This window comes from Paenibacillus turpanensis, from assembly GCF_011421635.1.
Taxonomy (GTDB): Bacteria; Bacillota; Bacilli; order Paenibacillales; family YIM-B00363; genus Paenibacillus_AK; species Paenibacillus_AK turpanensis.
Genome location: NZ_WTLI01000013.1, coordinates 123,464 through 138,838, shown reverse-complemented (window position 1 = coordinate 138,838; position 15,375 = coordinate 123,464). Strand labels below are relative to the sequence as shown.

The following is a 15,375-nucleotide window of genomic DNA, read 5'->3' as shown; positions in this document are numbered from 1 at the left end:
TTTTTCACTGATCTTTAGCTTGGTACGGTTCCTGGTCAACAAATATTTAAGTGACTTCTATCATGAAGCCTGGAAAAAAATAAGTAAAATTTTTTCGAAGAAGTAGCTAAATGGGTCCCATAGGCGAAGAAAAGAATTTTGATGAATAAGAGGACGCCTTCTCCGATCAATGGAGAAGGCGTTTGTGCGTAGCGATATTTTTAGTAAGCCGATAGCGATTAACGGATCGGCCGGCGCCGGCGCATCAGCCATAAAAAATAGAAGGCGCCGATGATGGCAACCACGAGGCCGGAAGGAATCTCCTTCGGCGCCAGAACGACTCGGCCGAGCAGGTCGGCCAGAGCAAGGAGCGCAGCGCCGAGCAGGGTGCTCAGCCACACGAGCCGCCGATGGTCGGGGCCTGCGAGCAGCCGGGCGGCATGCGGCGCAAGCAGTCCGACGAAGCCGACGGTGCCGACCGTGGCGACGGCTGAAGCGGCTAGCGCAACGCCGATGCCGGCGAGCCACAGGCGCGTTCGCGGCACGTGAAGGCCGAGGCCGATGGCCGACTCGTCGGACAGCGCTAGCAGGTTGAGGCGCCGGGCAGCGGCCCAAGCCAGCGGCAGCAGGAGCAGCGGCCAAGGAAGCAGCCGCAGCAGCTCCTCCCAGCCGCGCGCATAGGTGCTGCCGGCGAGCCAGGCCAGCGCGACCGCCGCCCGCAGCTGCGCCGTGAGCACGAGCAGCTGGATGGCCGCCGCGCCGAGCGCCGACACGGCGATGCCGACGAGCGCGACCATCGCCGGCTGCAGCCCGCTGCGCTTCGTCAGCGCGTAGACGGCGGCGGCACTGGCCAGCGCGCCGGCGAAAGCGGCCGCAGGCAGCAGCGACACCGGCATCGCCGGCCAAATGATCAGCAGCGTCAGCGCGCCCGCGCCTGCCCCTGAGGTGATGCCGATGATCGATGGATCGGCTAGCGGATTGCGTACCACGCCCTGCAGCAGCAGCCCGCTAACAGCAAGCGCCGCCCCGGCCAGCGAAGCGACCAGCATGCGCGGCATGCGCAGATCCCAAATAATATTCGCGGCGAGCTCCGGACCTTGCCCGGTTAACGCCGTCCACACCTCGCGCAGCGGAATGTGCAGCCCGCCGAACATGAGACCGCATGCCCATGCTGCGGCTAGAACAAGGGCTGCTGCAATGAGAAGCACAGGATACGGCGCCGCCGCGGAACGGCTGCCCTGCAGCAGCGTCCCGCCAGTGGCGGCGCCGCTCTGTGCGGCTCGATTGCGGAAGCTGCGCCGCGCGAGCCAAATCATCCACGGCGCGCCAATCAGGGCGGTCACCGCGCCGACCGGCATTTCGCTTGCGCTAAAGTCCACCAGCCGCGCCAGCACATCCGCGCCGACGAGCAATACGGCGCCCCACAGGAAGCTGGCGGGCAGCAGCAGCGCATGGCGCCGAAAGCCGAGGAAACGCATAGCGTGCGGTGCGATCAGGCCAATGAAGCCGATCGGTCCGACGACGCTGACCGTTACGGCAGCCATCAATACCGCGATAAAGAGAGCGGTTAGGCGCATCGTCCTTACCCGTTGGCCGAGCGACTCGGCTACCTCCTCGTCCAGCTCTAATAAATCAAGCTTGCGGGATAAGAGTATAGCGGCACCGATGCAGCCCGCAATCCAAGGCCATGAATACAGCACTCCGCCCCAGTTGTTCTGAATGAGCGTTCCGGCTCCCCATAAAAAAAGCTTAGAGGTGTCTTCTTCAAAAATAAGCTGCAGCGCTCCGGTAACGGCAGACAGAGCCAGCGTTACCGCCATTCCGGAGAGCGCCAGCGGAACCGGCGCCGCTTTCATGCCGCCGGCCAGCAAAAACACAAAAGCGGCTGCGCCGAAGCCTCCGGCCAAGGCAACGGGCAGTGAAGCCGACGCAAGCAGCCCCGGAGCAAATACGGTGAGCAGCACGACGGAAAGATAAGCGCCCGCGCTGATGCCAAGTGTGCTTGACGAGGCGAGCGGGTTACGGGTGACGGTTTGCAGCATCACGCCGGCTGCAGCCAGCGCACCTCCGGCCAGTGCGCCCATGACCGCACGCGGCATTCGAAGCGTGCGCACAATATGATGAGCCGCCTCATCCGAAGGCGCAAAAACGGCTTCCATCACGGTGCGGAAGCCGATCTGAGCCTGCCCCTGCGTGATATGGACCGCCAGCAGCAGCCAAAGCAGGCCGAGCCCGCCTGCAAATACCAACAGAAAGCGAAGCCCCGCAAGAGACTTGGAAAAAGTATCCTGCGCGGCTTCGTTGTTTAGGTGAATCATTTCGTCATTTCTCCGACTACTTGGTTAACAAAGACTTGGGCTGACAGCGGACCGCCGAACAGCCACGTACTGCCGCCAAGCGAATAGGTACGTTTTTCTTTTACAAAGCCAAGGCCGTTCCATACGGGATGGTTCTTCAATTGATTTTCGAAGATGTTGTCCTTCTCCTGCACAACATAGAGGAAGTTCGCTTTTTCATATGCGGGCAGCTCTTCGATTCCGGTGGATGCAAAGCCGTAGACCTCAAATTTTTTCGCTTTGTAGGCGTTCTTCAACCCAACTTTCGTTAAAATTTGCGAGGCCATCGAGTTATCCGTAAAAATACGAAGTGTAGGGACGTCCTTCGAAGTGAACGCCTGTACCAGCAGGAAATCGCTTCCTGCTTTATTGGCTGCTTTCAGCTTTTCCGCGGCTTTGGCGAACGATTCGTTCATTTGCTTCAGTACGGATTCGCCCTGCTCCTTTTTGCCTAAAACATCAGCGATCGTTAGGAAGGTTTCTTCCATTTCCTGATATTGATTAGGGCCATTTTCCGGAGGATACGGTTCGAACAGCAGCGTTGGCGCGATTCCGTTCAGCTTCTCGTAAATGGCTTTATGGCGGAAGCTGACTCCGATAATAAGGTCCGGCTTCAAGCTGGCGATCGTCTCCAGGTTCGGCTCCTGCCGGGTGCCAACATCAACGGTCGAAGTATCCAATGCGGGCTTTACGTTCACGTTTGTGCTGTATCCTTTCATATCGGCCGCACCGACCGGCTGCACGCCAAGTGCAAGCACGTCCTCGGCATAGGTCCATTCCAGCACTACGACGCGCTTCGGAGTTCCTTTGATCTCCGTTTCGCCGGCTGCATGCTTGATGGAGCGAGGAGCGTCCGCCACGGTAGCTTCCTTGGATGAATTTGCCGGTGCTTCGGCGGCAGGCTGCTTGGCCGGCTCCGGAGTCGTTTCGACTTTGCTTCCACAGCCTGTAACTAGAATTGCCGTCAGGGAAAGCATCAGAAGGAACGGCGTAAACCAACGGGATTTCATTCTTTTGACCTCCAAGAAGTATGTATTTTTATGTTTTTGCGAATGAGAATCATTCTCCACTGAATTGTATGAGAGACTGTCCTTGTAGTCAAGAAATATTTTCCCTACATTCAAACGAGTGCACATGAATAGGAAGAAGCGAATCTCCAAATCATTCCTATAATGGATGAAGTGTTGTAGAATGGATGAACAGGGAAGTGCGAAAGGAAAGTATGTATATGCATGTCAATATAAATTGAGGTGATACATGATGTGGAAAATTTTAATGGTATTTACTTGTTTATTGATTTTATATGGAGTGCTAGAGATTGTGATTAGCTTCGTAAACCAAGGAACCTTAAATTCTCAGGCTCTTATATTAATTGTAGGTATGGGGATATCATTTTTGACTGCACGGGAAAAATATCAACAAATGAGAGAGAATAAATAACACTTATCATTCTATTTTTCGTCGTAAATTTATCATGATGATTTTCCGGTTGCTAAATGGATTTGATGAACGAACAGAGAGGTAGAGGCATGATTATAAAAGATAAAATTAATCAAATGTTAGACACCTTACCGGAAGAGGAACTAGACAATGTTTACTGGTTCGTTTATTATCTTCGGAATATTTACCTTCATAAATGGAATTTATTTGGAAAAGGAGTGAAGGTTACATATCTGTTTGAAGAATCAGAAAAATTAATGCAACTTTGGGAATATAATTTTACAAGAAAAATAAGCAATGAAACTAAAGAAAGCATTTATTATAACCAGTTCAAGTGGCATATTTACAGTTATGAAAAAGAAGATTGTTTAAAGGAGGAGGCAGCAAGAGAAGCGTTCGATGTGGTTTTGAAAGATGAAATTTATGTAATGTATCAGAACTCTCCATTTGTGATGCTGTACAGTAATGCAACCGAACTTATTTCTACTGATTTTGATAATGAACAAGATATATATATTTTCGATAAAAGCTGTACTTGGACTTATGTTAATACCCACGAATCGATGTGTGGCCCCTACTTTGCAACGAAAGTAGGCCCATAAATGACAAATCAAAAACTTGTAATCCGGCGTTGAATTGCAAAAAATGAGAGAGGCGGAATAACATCATGGAGTGGATCGGAGGACAAGACAGTATCTTAAATAACGATTCACCCTATACATCATGCAAGGAGATTTTTCAGGCGGTCTGTGATGAGATCGGTACGTATTATACGACTAAAGGATTCAAGTACGCTAAATCAAGACCATCCATAACGTATAAAGATAAGGAGATTACGCTGCAAATCGCGTTTTGGTCCAGTGGTTATAATACACCCGGTGATTATGTAAATGTAGAAATAATCCCTGCATTTTTTTCAACGAAAATAGCCCGAGTTAAAAAAACTGCGCAGCCAAGGTCAAAGAGAGGATACCTGTTTGGCCACCCAGCCATTTTTCTTCATGATTTGCCTGGTCGAGAGCCCGGAACGGTTCGGATCCGACAAATTTTCGGTGACGAGATGGAGCGTTATGAAGAAGGCAAGTCAGAAAAGCTTAATCATTCCTGTAATGTGTACGGTATTACTCATGAGAAATTCGAGAACATCATTCATTTTATCGATAACCATATCATTTCCTATATCGATGTATTAAAAGATCATGAGAAGCTGCTTGCGTTTATTGAAGGTTCCAATAAAGAAAGAAGCTATTACCTTAACAACCCAGAACTATTGGAATATATCGAGATTGCTTTTCCATCAAGGAAAGGCCAACTGATTGAAGTGTTACAGAAAAAGATTGAATCTGGTTTGTAATGGATCCATGAGAGCGGAGATGTAAAAATGAATAAAATGGTTGAATACGGTTTTTTATGCAGCGGCAAGGATGAGAAGATGCTCATAAATGAACTTACCCGTTTCTTCGAATATATGAACAGAACGATCTCAAAAGTGAAAAACAAAAGCTTGTTAGAGTCGAAGCTTCCCTATGTTTATAAACATTATTATTGGAATTTGAATAAAGACAAGCAGGTGTACATCGAAGTTTACCCCAACCAGGACGTAGAAGGGAAATGTAAGTTTTCGAATCATGACGTTGGTTGGGTGCTTTTTGCAAATGTAAAAGACGAATCGGAGCCTTATCACGTACCTTTTGATGAGCAGGAGAAGTATCTCCAGGATCTTTTATCTTCAACAAATTTGCCGTATATCACATTATACGAGTATAAAAATGGTGAAGAGAGATTGTGATGCTTCTTAAACTGCGCTAGTGGATCAGCGATCATGTAAACATGGGAGGTGCTTAGCGCTTGGCTGTCATTGAAACCCCAAGACTTTATCTTAGAGAACTTGTTCTTGATGATAAAAAGGATCTAATGAAAGTATTGTCTGACGAGGATTCTATGAGATATTATCCACATCCTTTTTCCGAAGAAGAGGTTGAAAATTGGATCAGATGGAATATCGATAACTATCAAACCTATAAACACGGACTTTGGGCAGTTATACGCAAGGAAGATGAGCAATTTCTAGGGGATTGCGGGATTACGATGCAATGTATTGACAATGAATGGGTGCCGGAAATCGGATTCCATATCATCAAGCAATATTGCAATTATGGCTATGCAACGGAAGCTGCGGCTGCTTGTTTGGACTACGCTTTTGACGTGTGTAAGTATAAAGAGGTTTTTTCGTATACGTCCGATCGTAATTTAGCATCACAACAGGTAGCAACAAAGCTTGGTATGGAGTTTTATAAAAATATCGAAAAGAACGGCGAAAAACAAATCGTGCAAAAAATATCGAAGGGTTGTTTTCCATGTTAAAATTCTTCCTCTTATTTGTGCTGTTGATGACAGGTTCTCATATTTCGGAGAATAGTATCCCTTTGCAAACCGTTCAAACATTCGAGATCCATTCATTTGTGCAAGAGGATTTGGAGCTTAAGGATGCCGGCGGTGCAACGATTGGCCTTGGTATGAGTAAGGATGAGCTTACCCAGTTGATTGGAAACCATGTTGACACCATTGATTTTATAGATATATATCTTTTTGAAGGCCTAGAAATTCACTATAAGAATGAAAAAGTAAATGCAATCTTAATTAGAGACAACACTCCCAGTAACAAAAGATTTAAAACTTTAAAAGGTATTGGCTTTGGCGACTCGTTTTCTGATGTTATTCATGCTTATGGTACAGGCGGGTTTGTTGATGTCAATTATGGAACAAAATCGATTACCTATTTGTTTGAACGTACGGATGAAGGTAATTTTAGAATCTTAAAATCGAGGATGGACATGAAAGAGAAAGAACGTTTTCTTTCGTTATCGATGGCTTTTGACAAAAACGACAACATCATTTTTTTAATGATCGCAGATTATGATTTCTCATATGGCCTAGATAGCATAAAGAAATAAGAACGAAAAATTATGCATAAAATGGAGGCGAGCTTTCTATGACTAGTCCAATTCAAAACCTTGTCCGAGGTGTATTTATCCCAGTCAGCAGCATTGAGAAGGCAAGAGATTGGTATTGTAATCTACTGGGCCTCCCAGCGGATGGTGAAATCTTTTTTGGTCATATTTATGTATTACCCATGCAGGGAGAGAGCAATATCGTATTAGACAGTAAGATTTATTCGCCAGAAAATGTACATAAAGTCCCTGTATTTCAGTTGGCCACCGATGATATTGAAAGGTCTTATGAATTTATTCAATCGCAACCTATAGAGATCATCACCGATATTCAGAATAATCATTGGTTTACGATCAAGGACCCTGATGGGAATGTGTTAATGATATGTAAATGAAGCTTACGAATCCATGGGGGTGCGATGTGCGCGAATACAATCTCCTTCGCTCGGATAACGATGTAGAACCCAGCTATGATATTCGAAACGAAAGCATCTATTTCCAGATCTATGTGAGTCCGCAAGACGAAGTATGCATCGTGGGCAACGTCGATCATAACTATATTTGCTGGTGTTCGATTACGAATTTGTCCGAGAAAGAAATCAATGCAGCTATTATTAATTTACTATTGTCCTTTTCAAATGAAAGGATGTATTCAACGGAACATAGAGTGCTTGGGCCTCGATATCAAGAGATCAAGAGGTGGCATTATTTTACCGTTCGAAGAGAATGGTACGAGGACCATTACCGGTATCGCTCGCCGGTGAGCAACTGTTTCTTTGGAACGCCTCCTCATAACAACGGAGTGTTCTTAGTACATGAGATCGATAATTTCGTTCGGGAAGAGCGCAAAAAGTGCCATTTTCGACTAATCGATCCTGTTTACGTTTCTATTCTGCATACATATAAAACCCTTCTGCGGAAGCAAAACAATCCGGAATATTATCAAGAAGTGCTTCCATTGATCAAGCTTTTAGAGAACGAGGCGTATTTGAAACTGTGCCACGATGAAGAAGTTAGACGCGTATACTGGGAGTGTCTCGACCAAGGATCTAGCTTGTACAATGCTTATATGACTGCTGTTCGGTAAACAGGTGAGGTTGATGCGTCAAACCTTAAATTGCAACACTTTAAATCTCTAGGAGGTGCAATAGTGTTATACACTATCGATGTAAAAAGACCCAACCAAATTGATAAAATTAGGGAGCGAGCCGCTCAGCACGGTTTTACAGCTTCATGCGATGATTTAACTGGAAGCTTTCTTAGGGCTTTAGCGGCATCTCGAAAACAATGTGCGATTTTAGAACTAGGAACCGGCGTTGGTTATTCTACGGCTTGGATGCTTGATGGAATGGATCAAGAAAGCAAGCTTTATTCCGTCGAAATGGATGAAGCATGTTCGACTCTAGCGATGGAAGTGCTTGGAAGTGATCCACGCTTACAGCTCATCGTTGAAGATGGAGGAAAGTACATCGAAGAGCATAAAAATGCGAAATTCGACTTGATTTTTGCCGATACTTGGCCTGGAAAATTTTATTTGATTGAAGAAGTTTTGAACATGGTAAAGCCTGGAGGGATTTACCTGATCGATGATCTAAATCCGCAAGAGAATTGGCCCGAGGGTCATGAGAGCAAGGTGGCGGAGCTCATTACTGAACTGGAAGCAAGAGAGGATTTCTATATATGCAAAATGAACTGGTCAACGGGTTTAATGATGCTGACCAAAAAGCACTAGAAATGGCGTTACATTTTGGGAGGAGCGATGAGGATGAATAAAGAAAACGGAGAGGTTATGGAAGCATCGAAAGCAACCTTGGGACGAACCATTCAAGTACGCCTGGTCTCAGATTTAAAGAATTCCCAAGCGTACTACCGTGATGTTCTTGGCTGCAAAATAGATGATTGGGGACATGCTGAACGAGACGGGATGGTCTTTATTTTGCAGCAGGCGAAATCGGCGGAAGATGTAAGTCCGAATGCCGCCTCACAGAAGCGTTCAACTTATCCGTCGGAGTGGGAAGGTCCTGATCATGGCTGGGATACTTACATCCATGTTTCTTGGGATGATCTTGATCAATTCGTGGAAGAAGTACGAGAAAAGGGCGAAAATGTCGCGGTACCTCCTTTTACCGGAGCACATGGTGGTTTTGAATTTAAAAACGCATATATCCAAGATCCTGACGGGTATACCCTTGCTGTAGGAGCGATGCGGCCGGTTCAAGGCTAGCAATTTTATTTTATATGTAATGGAATGCGCTTTCATTTGTAATAAGGTCAGTGGAAAACCAGAGGGTTACCGATCTTCTTATAGAAAGGATGCATTTGTCATGAACGGGGAAAAGGTTGTTGGCTTGACGCAGTCTGCAGGATTTCAAGTCGGAGTAAGAAAGACGTTTCCACTCCGTGTAGAGGAAGCTTGGGAGCTTGTTACCACAGCGAAGGGAATCGAAATTTGGTTAGGAAAGGTGGATTCCTTTCCACTCCAAATCGGGCATTCTTTTCATACCGACGAGGGAATCTCGGGTGACATCAGAGTCGTAAACCAGCATCAAAATATACGAATGAACTGGAAAAAAGAAGGATGGCCAAGAGCATCCATACTACAAATCCGAACCATCTCCCAAGACAGCTTAAAGAGCACGATCAGCTTCCACCAAGAGCATTTGCCGAACTTGGAGGAACGTGATGAAATGAAAAAACGGTGGGAACAAGTCTTGAACAGCTTTAAGGCGATGATTTAGAAATTTGAACGAGACGAAAGAATCATGAACCGAGCCTGTACTGGATACCAGGTATGCGGTGAAATGATTCTTTTTCTTTCTTTATTACCTTCCAAATCGTTCCTTTAATGGGTACCGTGATGTACAATGGAGAAATAGCCATGAAAAGTGAGCTTGAACCGATACAAATAGATGAAGTCTCAAACCAAGGAGGTTCTATGGAACGCAAATTAGTTAAAGGCGGTATTTACAGCTTTATCGTGGGGCTGTTGATCGGAATTGTCGTGTTCCCCGATAAAGAAACGATAAACCTGGGAAGAGGACTTGTCGAAACGAACTATATTCCTTTGCGAGTTTATGTGATGCAGCTTGTACGATTTTCAGCTTTACTTTCGATTTTAACGATCGTGGGAATAGGGATAAAAGAGTATTTTACAATAACGAACCGCGAAACGGGCGTACGCGAGTTTGTGAAAGGGTTTGTTAAAGCATTTTTCATTGTTTTGGTTGTTATCGTTTTAGCGCTGCTGGTTTTGAATCTTATTACAACGAAGTGAGTTCTTAAGTATGATAGTCTTGGGGGTGAAGACAAATGAATATCCGGGTATTGCAAGAGCATGATGCCGAGGCATATCAAGCATTACGTTTGGCCGGACTACAATGTGATCCCGATGCGTTTGGTTCGACGTATGAAAGAGAAGCTGCCTTTTCCTTAGAAACTGTGGTGGATCGAATTCGACCAACTGAGGACAAGTTTGTTTTGGGGGCTTTCATGGATGATGGTTCGTTGGCCGGAATCGTAACCTTTGTACGCGAAAGCGGCATGAAAATGAAGCATAAAGGAAATGTGTACGGGATGTACGTATCAGCTCAAGCACGTGGAGCTGGCGTAGGGAAGGCTCTTTTGCTTGCATTGATAAAGATGTCCCGCAACTACGAAGGGCTCGAGCAGCTCAATCTAACAGTCACATCGACCAATGAAGCCGCAAAAAGGCTTTATCAATCCGTGGGGTTCGAGAGCTATGGCATCGAACGAAGGGCTTTAAAGTTCAACGACGTTTATTTTGATGAGGACCTTATGGTATATCGCTTGAATTAATATACTAAGTCCCTCTAATCTATAGGAGAAGCAATATGATCAGCAAAAATAATGCAGAGCATTACATCTGGGGGGATCGCTGTGACGGCTGGCGCTTGATCAACGACGAGCAGCAGAGCATTATTCATGAGCGTATGCCGCCAGGGACGAAGGAAGTAAGGCATTACCATGAGTATGCAAGACAGTTCTTCTTTGTTTTATCAGGAACGTTGACCATGGAAATGAACGGAATGGAGCAGGTCATAAACACGCATGAAGGAATTGAGGTTCCATGCAAAGCGGTACACCAAGTATTCAATAAATCGAATGAGGACCTCGAATTTTTGGTCATCTCTACTCCAAGCACCAAATACGACCGAGTTGTGCTGCCTTCATAAATGTAGCTTTAAGAAAAAAAGTCTGGTTCTGTCACTAAGAAAAATGGTAAGGAAAGGTCAGGATTATGTATCTGCGAAGTGTTGAATTGTTAAAAGAGAAAATAACATCGGCCAAGCAATACCCATTTCATATTCCTACAATTCGCAGCTTGGATCGGCTCGAGTTTACGGGTAATGTCACGTTTTTCGTCGGTGAAAATGGTTCTGGGAAATCGACATTGCTTGAAGCGATCGCTTACCAGTGCGGCTTTCATACTGCGGGCGGTGGACGGAATAACGCTTATGAGGTCGACTCCGCGGAAGCGGCCTTGGGCGATTATATCCGGTTATCCTGGCTGCCCAAAGTCACGAACGGATTTTTCCTTCGCGCCGAATCGTTTTATCAATTCGCTTCACACATTGACGAAATCGGCGGGCAAGTCCCTTACGGAGGGAAATCGCTCCACCGGCAGTCCCACGGAGAATCATTTTTAAGCTTGTTTCTGCATCGCTTTAATGGGAAAGGAATATTTCTATTAGACGAACCGGAGGCAGCATTATCGCCTATGAGGCAATTGTCGTTATTGCGGGTCATGAAAGATCTGGAGCAAGGCTCACAATTTATTATTGCTACCCATTCTCCGATCATTTTAGGCTATCCCGACGCGACCATCTTCAGCTTTGATCAAGACAGGATAAGTCAGATCAGCTATGAGCAAACAGAGCATTACCAGATCACACGGCGTTTTTTGGAAAATAAGAAGGTGATTCTGGATGAGCTTTTCCGCGAGGAGGAGGAATGAAGACCAAGCGTTTTACCTACATTGTACTCATAATCACCCTATTGGTAGTCGGCTTTGCCTTTATGAATGTACACCATGCGAAGAAGGAGCTTCAAGCTTCCATTGATCAAACCTTTAAAAGTAACATTGGCCGAGTTCTCGATAGCTTAAGCCTGAAAGCAAGTGAAGACAGCTATAGGATGATTTTGGCAAGCGTCCTAAGTGCTGCATCCATGGCGGAGATCACCACGTTCGAGGCGAATAATGATGATTTGGATATTGCGTTACATAATCTCTTTATTGCTCTACGGAACGAACAATCCAGAGAAAAGGTGCTACAGAGAACGCAAGAATTACATGATCTATTTTTCAAGCTGATGACGAGTCCGGACAGCAGAGAGGCTACAGACAAGCTGCTGCAAATCGCAAACGAGACCTTTTTTAAAGCGAATTAGAGAATATACCAAAAAAAGCAAGCCGGCTCCATGATGGAGTGGGGCTTGCTTTTATCGTTGTTTCAGTCTGGAATCCACATCAACTTCAATATAAAACGTCGGCATGCGTTCTTTTGCGCTTGAACGTTCCGGTTCAGGCTGTTTCGGCTGTTGCGTTTGCTTCGATTTGATCTTTTCATAAAACAATCCTGTTACCGTCTGGGTCACTAAAAAGATTGGAAACGAATAGGCAAGCTGATAACCCTTCTGAAGGTTAATGATTCCAAGAAGGGTGAACAGCCAATGGGCGCCTACGCCAACCGCAGCCCATGCGGCGACGTATGGAAGAAACCTTTTTCGGTTAATTCGAAGGCTGTCATAAAAGTAAAAGAAGAGATAACCAAATGGGGCAAACAGAAAATAATAAACCATATCAAATAACTCATATTCGTTCGAATCATTTACCCTGTACAAATCAACTAATCCGCCGCCGATCGTAAAATCGAACAAAACACCGATCGAATAACCCCAGACTAAGCTGATGACGGTCACTGAAGGACTGAACTTTTTGGGGAGTAGAAAAAAGACGGAGTAAATCACTGCATTTAAGATCAACAGGTAGATCTCATTCCGATCGAAGGCTGTCCATAAGATCACGTGCTCTGCACCTCATTTTTTTCGAGTTGGTGAAAGAATTTCCATACGTAGTAAGCTATCAAATGCAGCCCGATAAAATACATCACATCAAACGCAAGATTCCAATTGATTAAGGTTGTAATTCCGAAATAATTCCCCATGACAACCAACAGAGTAAGGATGGTTACAGATCCGGCCGCGTAAAGCATTGTTTTTTTTCGGCTGTTCTCCGCCATCACAAAGTTAAGCGTGATTACAATGATTAAGGGGATCGCAATGCTTCGGTTGATTAAAAATGCGGTGTAAGGAAGCGGATCTCTCGTGAGCTTAACAAATTTCAGCTGCTCGTAAATAATCCACGACCAATTTACGCTGATAATGAGTATGACCAAATAAACGATGGTGTTTTCCAGAAAAGTAAGGCTTTTCTTCATTGCTGAAAAAAAAGCGACCGCAGCCCAAGCTACAAAGAAATAAGAAGCAAACTCCACGTTAATCACCCCAGCCTTTACCTATATGTTTAGACTTTGTTGCACAATTCTTCCTATTTTGTTTCAATGGAAATTTTTATATACAGCAATGGCCAAAATAAATATCCATTCTTCAAGTAAACAAACGATTTTTCCATTCCATCAACGATCCCGCCAATTCATGATTATCCCGCTTCAGCTACAATGAATTTAAGCGCTTTCACATAATTGCGCACCGAATGGAAGATGTATCGATTGAGCTTTCCGGCCCCGGGACGGTACGATGGCGATAACCATCAACGAAAGGAGGTCGGGCTCAATGGCATCAAGTGTAATGACTGAGGAGCAATCGCGTCCCTCGCTTGCAGCGGGGCCGCAGAAGAAGCGAAAGCGAAATCCGTTTCTGCATAATGTGATCAAGCATTGGATGCTGTATTTGATGATTCTTCCCGGGATCGTATTCTTCATTGTATTTAAATTCATTCCGCTTGCGGGAAGCGTCATCGCATTTCAGAAATACCAGATCTTTAAAGGGATTTGGGGGAGTGAGTGGGTAGGCTTAGATAATTTTATTTTCCTTTTCACGTATCAGGATTTTTACCTCGTACTTCGCAACACCGCAACCATTGCTCTGTATCAGCTCCTATTCTCGTTTCCGGCACCGATCATTTTGGCGCTGCTGTTTAACGAAGTGCGGTTGATGCTGGCTAAGCGGGTGCTTCAGAGCTTATTTTACTTGCCGCATTTCTTATCATGGGTTGTCGTGGGCGGCATTGTGTTCGAGCTGCTGGCTACACAGGGCGTCATGAATCAAATCCGGGGCTGGATGGGATTCGAGCCGATTCTTTATATGCAGGAGGAGCGGTACTTCCGGACGATCGTCGTACTGTCGGGGATTTGGAAGGAAGTAGGCTGGGGAACGATCATTTACCTTGCGGCGATTTCCGGCATCAATCCGAACTTGTACGAAGCGGCGGTCATGGACGGGGCCAGCCGCTGGAAGCAGACCATCTATATTACGCTGCCAACGATGTTCCCTACGATTCTGGTGCTGTTCCTGCTGAACATCGGCAATTTCCTGGAGCTTGGGTTCGACCAAATCTTCAACCTGCTGACGCCGATGACGTATTCGGTGGGCGACATTATCGAGACGTATGTGTACCGGGCGGGGGTTCTGCAGGGACAATACAGCGTAACGACGGCGATTGGCCTGTTCCAATCGGTCATCGGGTTTATTCTGTTATGGATCTTTAACCGGCTGGCACGGAAAACAGAACAGGGGTTGTGGTGATGAAACAAACAGTTGGGGAAAAAAGCTTCCAATGGGTGAACTATACGTTTCTTGCGGCCGCTGCGGCGACGATGATCTTTCCGCTTCTGCATCTGCTTGCCGTGTCACTCAGCTCGCCGCTCGCTGCCGACTCCAAGAGAGTGTTTTTGCTGCCCGTTGATTTTACGACGGCGTCTTGGGTGCATATTTTGCAATCGCAGGATTTGTGGCGCTCCTTCGGAATTACGGTCTACATTACTGTCGTTGGAACGCTGATGAGCATGTTTTTTACCGTTCTGATGGCGTACCCGCTCTCTCGCAAAGAGTTTATGATCCGAAAGCAAATTATGCTCTGTATCGTGGTCACGATGATTTTTAACGCGCCGATGATCCCTTATTTCTTGACCGTACGGGAGCTGGGGCTGATGAACTCGCTATGGGTCCTCATTATCCCCGGATTGATCGGCACGTTTAATATGATCATTATCCGTACGTTTTTTATGGGGATTCCGAGCGAGCTGGACGACTCGGCGAGAATTGACGGCTGCAGCGACTTCCGGATTTTGTTCCAGATTTACTTGCCGCTGTCAAAGCCGGTCCTGGCCACCGTCGGATTGTTTTATGCGGTCGGATATTGGAACACGTTCCAGCGCGCCGTGCTGTTTATCCGCAATCCGGATCTATGGCCGCTGCAAATGAAGCTGCGCGCTTATTTCGTACAGCCGGAGAGCTTGGCGGAGGTCGACCTCTTATTAGGAGATTACGATTTTAATACGACAACTTTGAAAGCGGCTACAATCATCTTCGCTACGATTCCGATCATCCTGGTTTACCCCTATCTGCAAAAGTATTTTGTGAAGGGTGCCATGCTGGGGTCGTTAAAAGAATAACTCGAGGGTGTAAAA

General features: G+C 46.0%; 21 protein-coding genes. 17 read left to right on the top strand and 4 right to left on the bottom strand.

The genetic code is table 11. The features are described from left to right. Nucleotides 1-218: 218 nt before the first annotated feature. Both GQS10_RS13845 and GQS10_RS13840 read right to left on the bottom strand, forming a co-directional pair. A complete protein-coding gene (locus GQS10_RS13845) occupies nt 219-2,297 on the bottom strand; it encodes an iron ABC transporter permease (RefSeq protein ID WP_166243140.1) in 2,079 nt (692 codons plus the stop codon). After that, entirely contained in the window at nt 2,294-3,325 is a 1,032-nt protein-coding gene (locus tag GQS10_RS13840; RefSeq protein WP_243735155.1) for an ABC transporter substrate-binding protein, read from the bottom strand. Before GQS10_RS13840 ends, GQS10_RS13845 begins: the two co-directional genes overlap by 4 nt. A gap of 495 nt (nt 3,326-3,820) precedes the next feature. Between GQS10_RS13840 and GQS10_RS13835 the strand changes: the two genes are divergently transcribed. From GQS10_RS13835 to GQS10_RS13765, 15 genes are all read left to right on the top strand, one after another. Continuing rightward, nucleotides 3,821-4,357, top strand: a complete 537-nt coding sequence (locus tag GQS10_RS13835; RefSeq protein ID WP_243735154.1) for a DUF4275 family protein — start codon at nt 3,821-3,823, stop codon at nt 4,355-4,357. 65 nt (nt 4,358-4,422) lie between these two features. After that, the gene (locus tag GQS10_RS13830) at nt 4,423-5,109 is read left to right on the top strand and encodes a hypothetical protein (protein ID WP_166243138.1); all 687 of its coding nucleotides are present in this window, start codon (nt 4,423-4,425) and stop codon (nt 5,107-5,109) included. 27 nt (nt 5,110-5,136) lie between these two features. After that, entirely contained in the window at nt 5,137-5,544 is a 408-nt protein-coding gene (locus GQS10_RS13825) for a hypothetical protein (RefSeq protein WP_166243136.1), read from the top strand. Nucleotides 5,545-5,603: 59 nt separating this feature from the next. Continuing rightward, nucleotides 5,604-6,119 (top strand): GNAT family N-acetyltransferase, encoded by a 516-nt coding sequence (locus tag GQS10_RS13820; RefSeq protein ID WP_166243133.1) that lies wholly within the window; start codon nt 5,604-5,606, stop codon nt 6,117-6,119. Nucleotides 6,120-6,145: 26 nt separating this feature from the next. Next, the gene (locus GQS10_RS13815; protein ID WP_166243131.1) at nt 6,146-6,709 is read left to right on the top strand and encodes a hypothetical protein; all 564 of its coding nucleotides are present in this window, start codon (nt 6,146-6,148) and stop codon (nt 6,707-6,709) included. Nucleotides 6,710-6,747: 38 nt separating this feature from the next. Beyond that, nucleotides 6,748-7,101 (top strand): VOC family protein, encoded by a 354-nt coding sequence (locus GQS10_RS13810; RefSeq protein ID WP_166243129.1) that lies wholly within the window; start codon nt 6,748-6,750, stop codon nt 7,099-7,101. 26 nt (nt 7,102-7,127) lie between these two features. Then, entirely contained in the window at nt 7,128-7,793 is a 666-nt protein-coding gene (locus GQS10_RS13805; RefSeq protein WP_166243127.1) for a hypothetical protein, read from the top strand. 63 nt (nt 7,794-7,856) lie between these two features. Then, the gene (locus GQS10_RS13800; protein WP_341805066.1) at nt 7,857-8,438 is read left to right on the top strand and encodes an O-methyltransferase; all 582 of its coding nucleotides are present in this window, start codon (nt 7,857-7,859) and stop codon (nt 8,436-8,438) included. A gap of 33 nt (nt 8,439-8,471) precedes the next feature. Beyond that, on the top strand, nt 8,472-8,930 hold the full coding sequence (locus GQS10_RS13795; protein ID WP_166243125.1) for a VOC family protein: 459 nt from the start codon (nt 8,472-8,474) through the stop codon (nt 8,928-8,930). A 100-nt stretch (nt 8,931-9,030) separates the two neighbouring features. After that, nucleotides 9,031-9,444, top strand: coding sequence for an SRPBCC domain-containing protein (locus GQS10_RS13790; protein ID WP_166243123.1), 414 nt, complete (start codon nt 9,031-9,033; stop codon nt 9,442-9,444). A gap of 197 nt (nt 9,445-9,641) precedes the next feature. After that, a complete protein-coding gene (locus tag GQS10_RS13785; RefSeq protein ID WP_207952265.1) occupies nt 9,642-9,980 on the top strand; it encodes a hypothetical protein in 339 nt (112 codons plus the stop codon). 35 nt (nt 9,981-10,015) lie between these two features. Beyond that, nucleotides 10,016-10,522, top strand: a complete 507-nt coding sequence (locus tag GQS10_RS13780) for a GNAT family N-acetyltransferase (protein WP_166243119.1) — start codon at nt 10,016-10,018, stop codon at nt 10,520-10,522. A gap of 35 nt (nt 10,523-10,557) precedes the next feature. Beyond that, nucleotides 10,558-10,899 (top strand): cupin domain-containing protein, encoded by a 342-nt coding sequence (locus GQS10_RS13775; protein WP_166243118.1) that lies wholly within the window; start codon nt 10,558-10,560, stop codon nt 10,897-10,899. 65 nt (nt 10,900-10,964) lie between these two features. After that, entirely contained in the window at nt 10,965-11,681 is a 717-nt protein-coding gene (locus tag GQS10_RS13770) for an AAA family ATPase (protein WP_166243116.1), read from the top strand. Further along, nucleotides 11,678-12,115, top strand: coding sequence for a hypothetical protein (locus tag GQS10_RS13765; protein WP_166243114.1), 438 nt, complete (start codon nt 11,678-11,680; stop codon nt 12,113-12,115). Before GQS10_RS13770 ends, GQS10_RS13765 begins: the two co-directional genes overlap by 4 nt. A gap of 51 nt (nt 12,116-12,166) precedes the next feature. Here GQS10_RS13765 and GQS10_RS13760 read toward each other — a convergent pair whose 3' ends face one another. Together GQS10_RS13760 and GQS10_RS13755 are read right to left on the bottom strand one after the other, a co-directional pair. Further along, nucleotides 12,167-12,751, bottom strand: coding sequence for a hypothetical protein (locus GQS10_RS13760; RefSeq protein ID WP_341805065.1), 585 nt, complete (start codon nt 12,749-12,751; stop codon nt 12,167-12,169). Then, the gene (locus tag GQS10_RS13755) at nt 12,748-13,164 is read right to left on the bottom strand and encodes a hypothetical protein (RefSeq protein WP_207952264.1); all 417 of its coding nucleotides are present in this window, start codon (nt 13,162-13,164) and stop codon (nt 12,748-12,750) included. Before GQS10_RS13755 ends, GQS10_RS13760 begins: the two co-directional genes overlap by 4 nt. Nucleotides 13,165-13,627: 463 nt before the next feature. Between GQS10_RS13755 and GQS10_RS13750 the strand changes: the two genes are divergently transcribed. Then, complete coding sequence (locus GQS10_RS13750) at nt 13,628-14,491, top strand: ABC transporter permease (RefSeq protein WP_243735166.1); 864 nt, start codon at nt 13,628-13,630, stop codon at nt 14,489-14,491. Next, nucleotides 14,491-15,360, top strand: a complete 870-nt coding sequence (locus GQS10_RS13745) for a carbohydrate ABC transporter permease (protein ID WP_166243110.1) — start codon at nt 14,491-14,493, stop codon at nt 15,358-15,360. The genes GQS10_RS13750 and GQS10_RS13745 overlap by 1 nt, the downstream gene beginning before the upstream one ends. Nucleotides 15,361-15,375: the final 15 nt, after the last annotated feature.

What these genes read in the sequence shown, in the direction of transcription:
- GQS10_RS13845 (WP_166243140.1), bottom strand. Translation starts at nt 2,297, where the DNA reads ATGATTCACCTAAACAACGAAGCCGCGCAGGATACTTTTTCCAAGTCT.
- GQS10_RS13840 (WP_243735155.1), bottom strand. Translation starts at nt 3,325, where the DNA reads ATGAAATCCCGTTGGTTTACGCCGTTCCTTCTGATGCTTTCCCTGACG.
- GQS10_RS13835 (WP_243735154.1), top strand. Translation starts at nt 3,821, where the DNA reads ATGAACGAACAGAGAGGTAGAGGCATGATTATAAAAGATAAAATTAAT.
- GQS10_RS13830 (WP_166243138.1), top strand. Translation starts at nt 4,423, where the DNA reads ATGGAGTGGATCGGAGGACAAGACAGTATCTTAAATAACGATTCACCC.
- GQS10_RS13825 (WP_166243136.1), top strand. Translation starts at nt 5,137, where the DNA reads ATGAATAAAATGGTTGAATACGGTTTTTTATGCAGCGGCAAGGATGAG.
- GQS10_RS13815 (WP_166243131.1), top strand. Translation starts at nt 6,146, where the DNA reads ATGACAGGTTCTCATATTTCGGAGAATAGTATCCCTTTGCAAACCGTT.
- GQS10_RS13810 (WP_166243129.1), top strand. Translation starts at nt 6,748, where the DNA reads ATGACTAGTCCAATTCAAAACCTTGTCCGAGGTGTATTTATCCCAGTC.
- GQS10_RS13795 (WP_166243125.1), top strand. Translation starts at nt 8,472, where the DNA reads ATGAATAAAGAAAACGGAGAGGTTATGGAAGCATCGAAAGCAACCTTG.
- GQS10_RS13790 (WP_166243123.1), top strand. Translation starts at nt 9,031, where the DNA reads ATGAACGGGGAAAAGGTTGTTGGCTTGACGCAGTCTGCAGGATTTCAA.
- GQS10_RS13785 (WP_207952265.1), top strand. Translation starts at nt 9,642, where the DNA reads ATGGAACGCAAATTAGTTAAAGGCGGTATTTACAGCTTTATCGTGGGG.
- GQS10_RS13780 (WP_166243119.1), top strand. Translation starts at nt 10,016, where the DNA reads ATGAATATCCGGGTATTGCAAGAGCATGATGCCGAGGCATATCAAGCA.
- GQS10_RS13775 (WP_166243118.1), top strand. Translation starts at nt 10,558, where the DNA reads ATGATCAGCAAAAATAATGCAGAGCATTACATCTGGGGGGATCGCTGT.
- GQS10_RS13770 (WP_166243116.1), top strand. Translation starts at nt 10,965, where the DNA reads ATGTATCTGCGAAGTGTTGAATTGTTAAAAGAGAAAATAACATCGGCC.
- GQS10_RS13765 (WP_166243114.1), top strand. Translation starts at nt 11,678, where the DNA reads ATGAAGACCAAGCGTTTTACCTACATTGTACTCATAATCACCCTATTG.
- GQS10_RS13755 (WP_207952264.1), bottom strand. Translation starts at nt 13,164, where the DNA reads ATGAAGAAAAGCCTTACTTTTCTGGAAAACACCATCGTTTATTTGGTC.
- GQS10_RS13750 (WP_243735166.1), top strand. Translation starts at nt 13,628, where the DNA reads ATGCTGTATTTGATGATTCTTCCCGGGATCGTATTCTTCATTGTATTT.
- GQS10_RS13745 (WP_166243110.1), top strand. Translation starts at nt 14,491, where the DNA reads ATGAAACAAACAGTTGGGGAAAAAAGCTTCCAATGGGTGAACTATACG.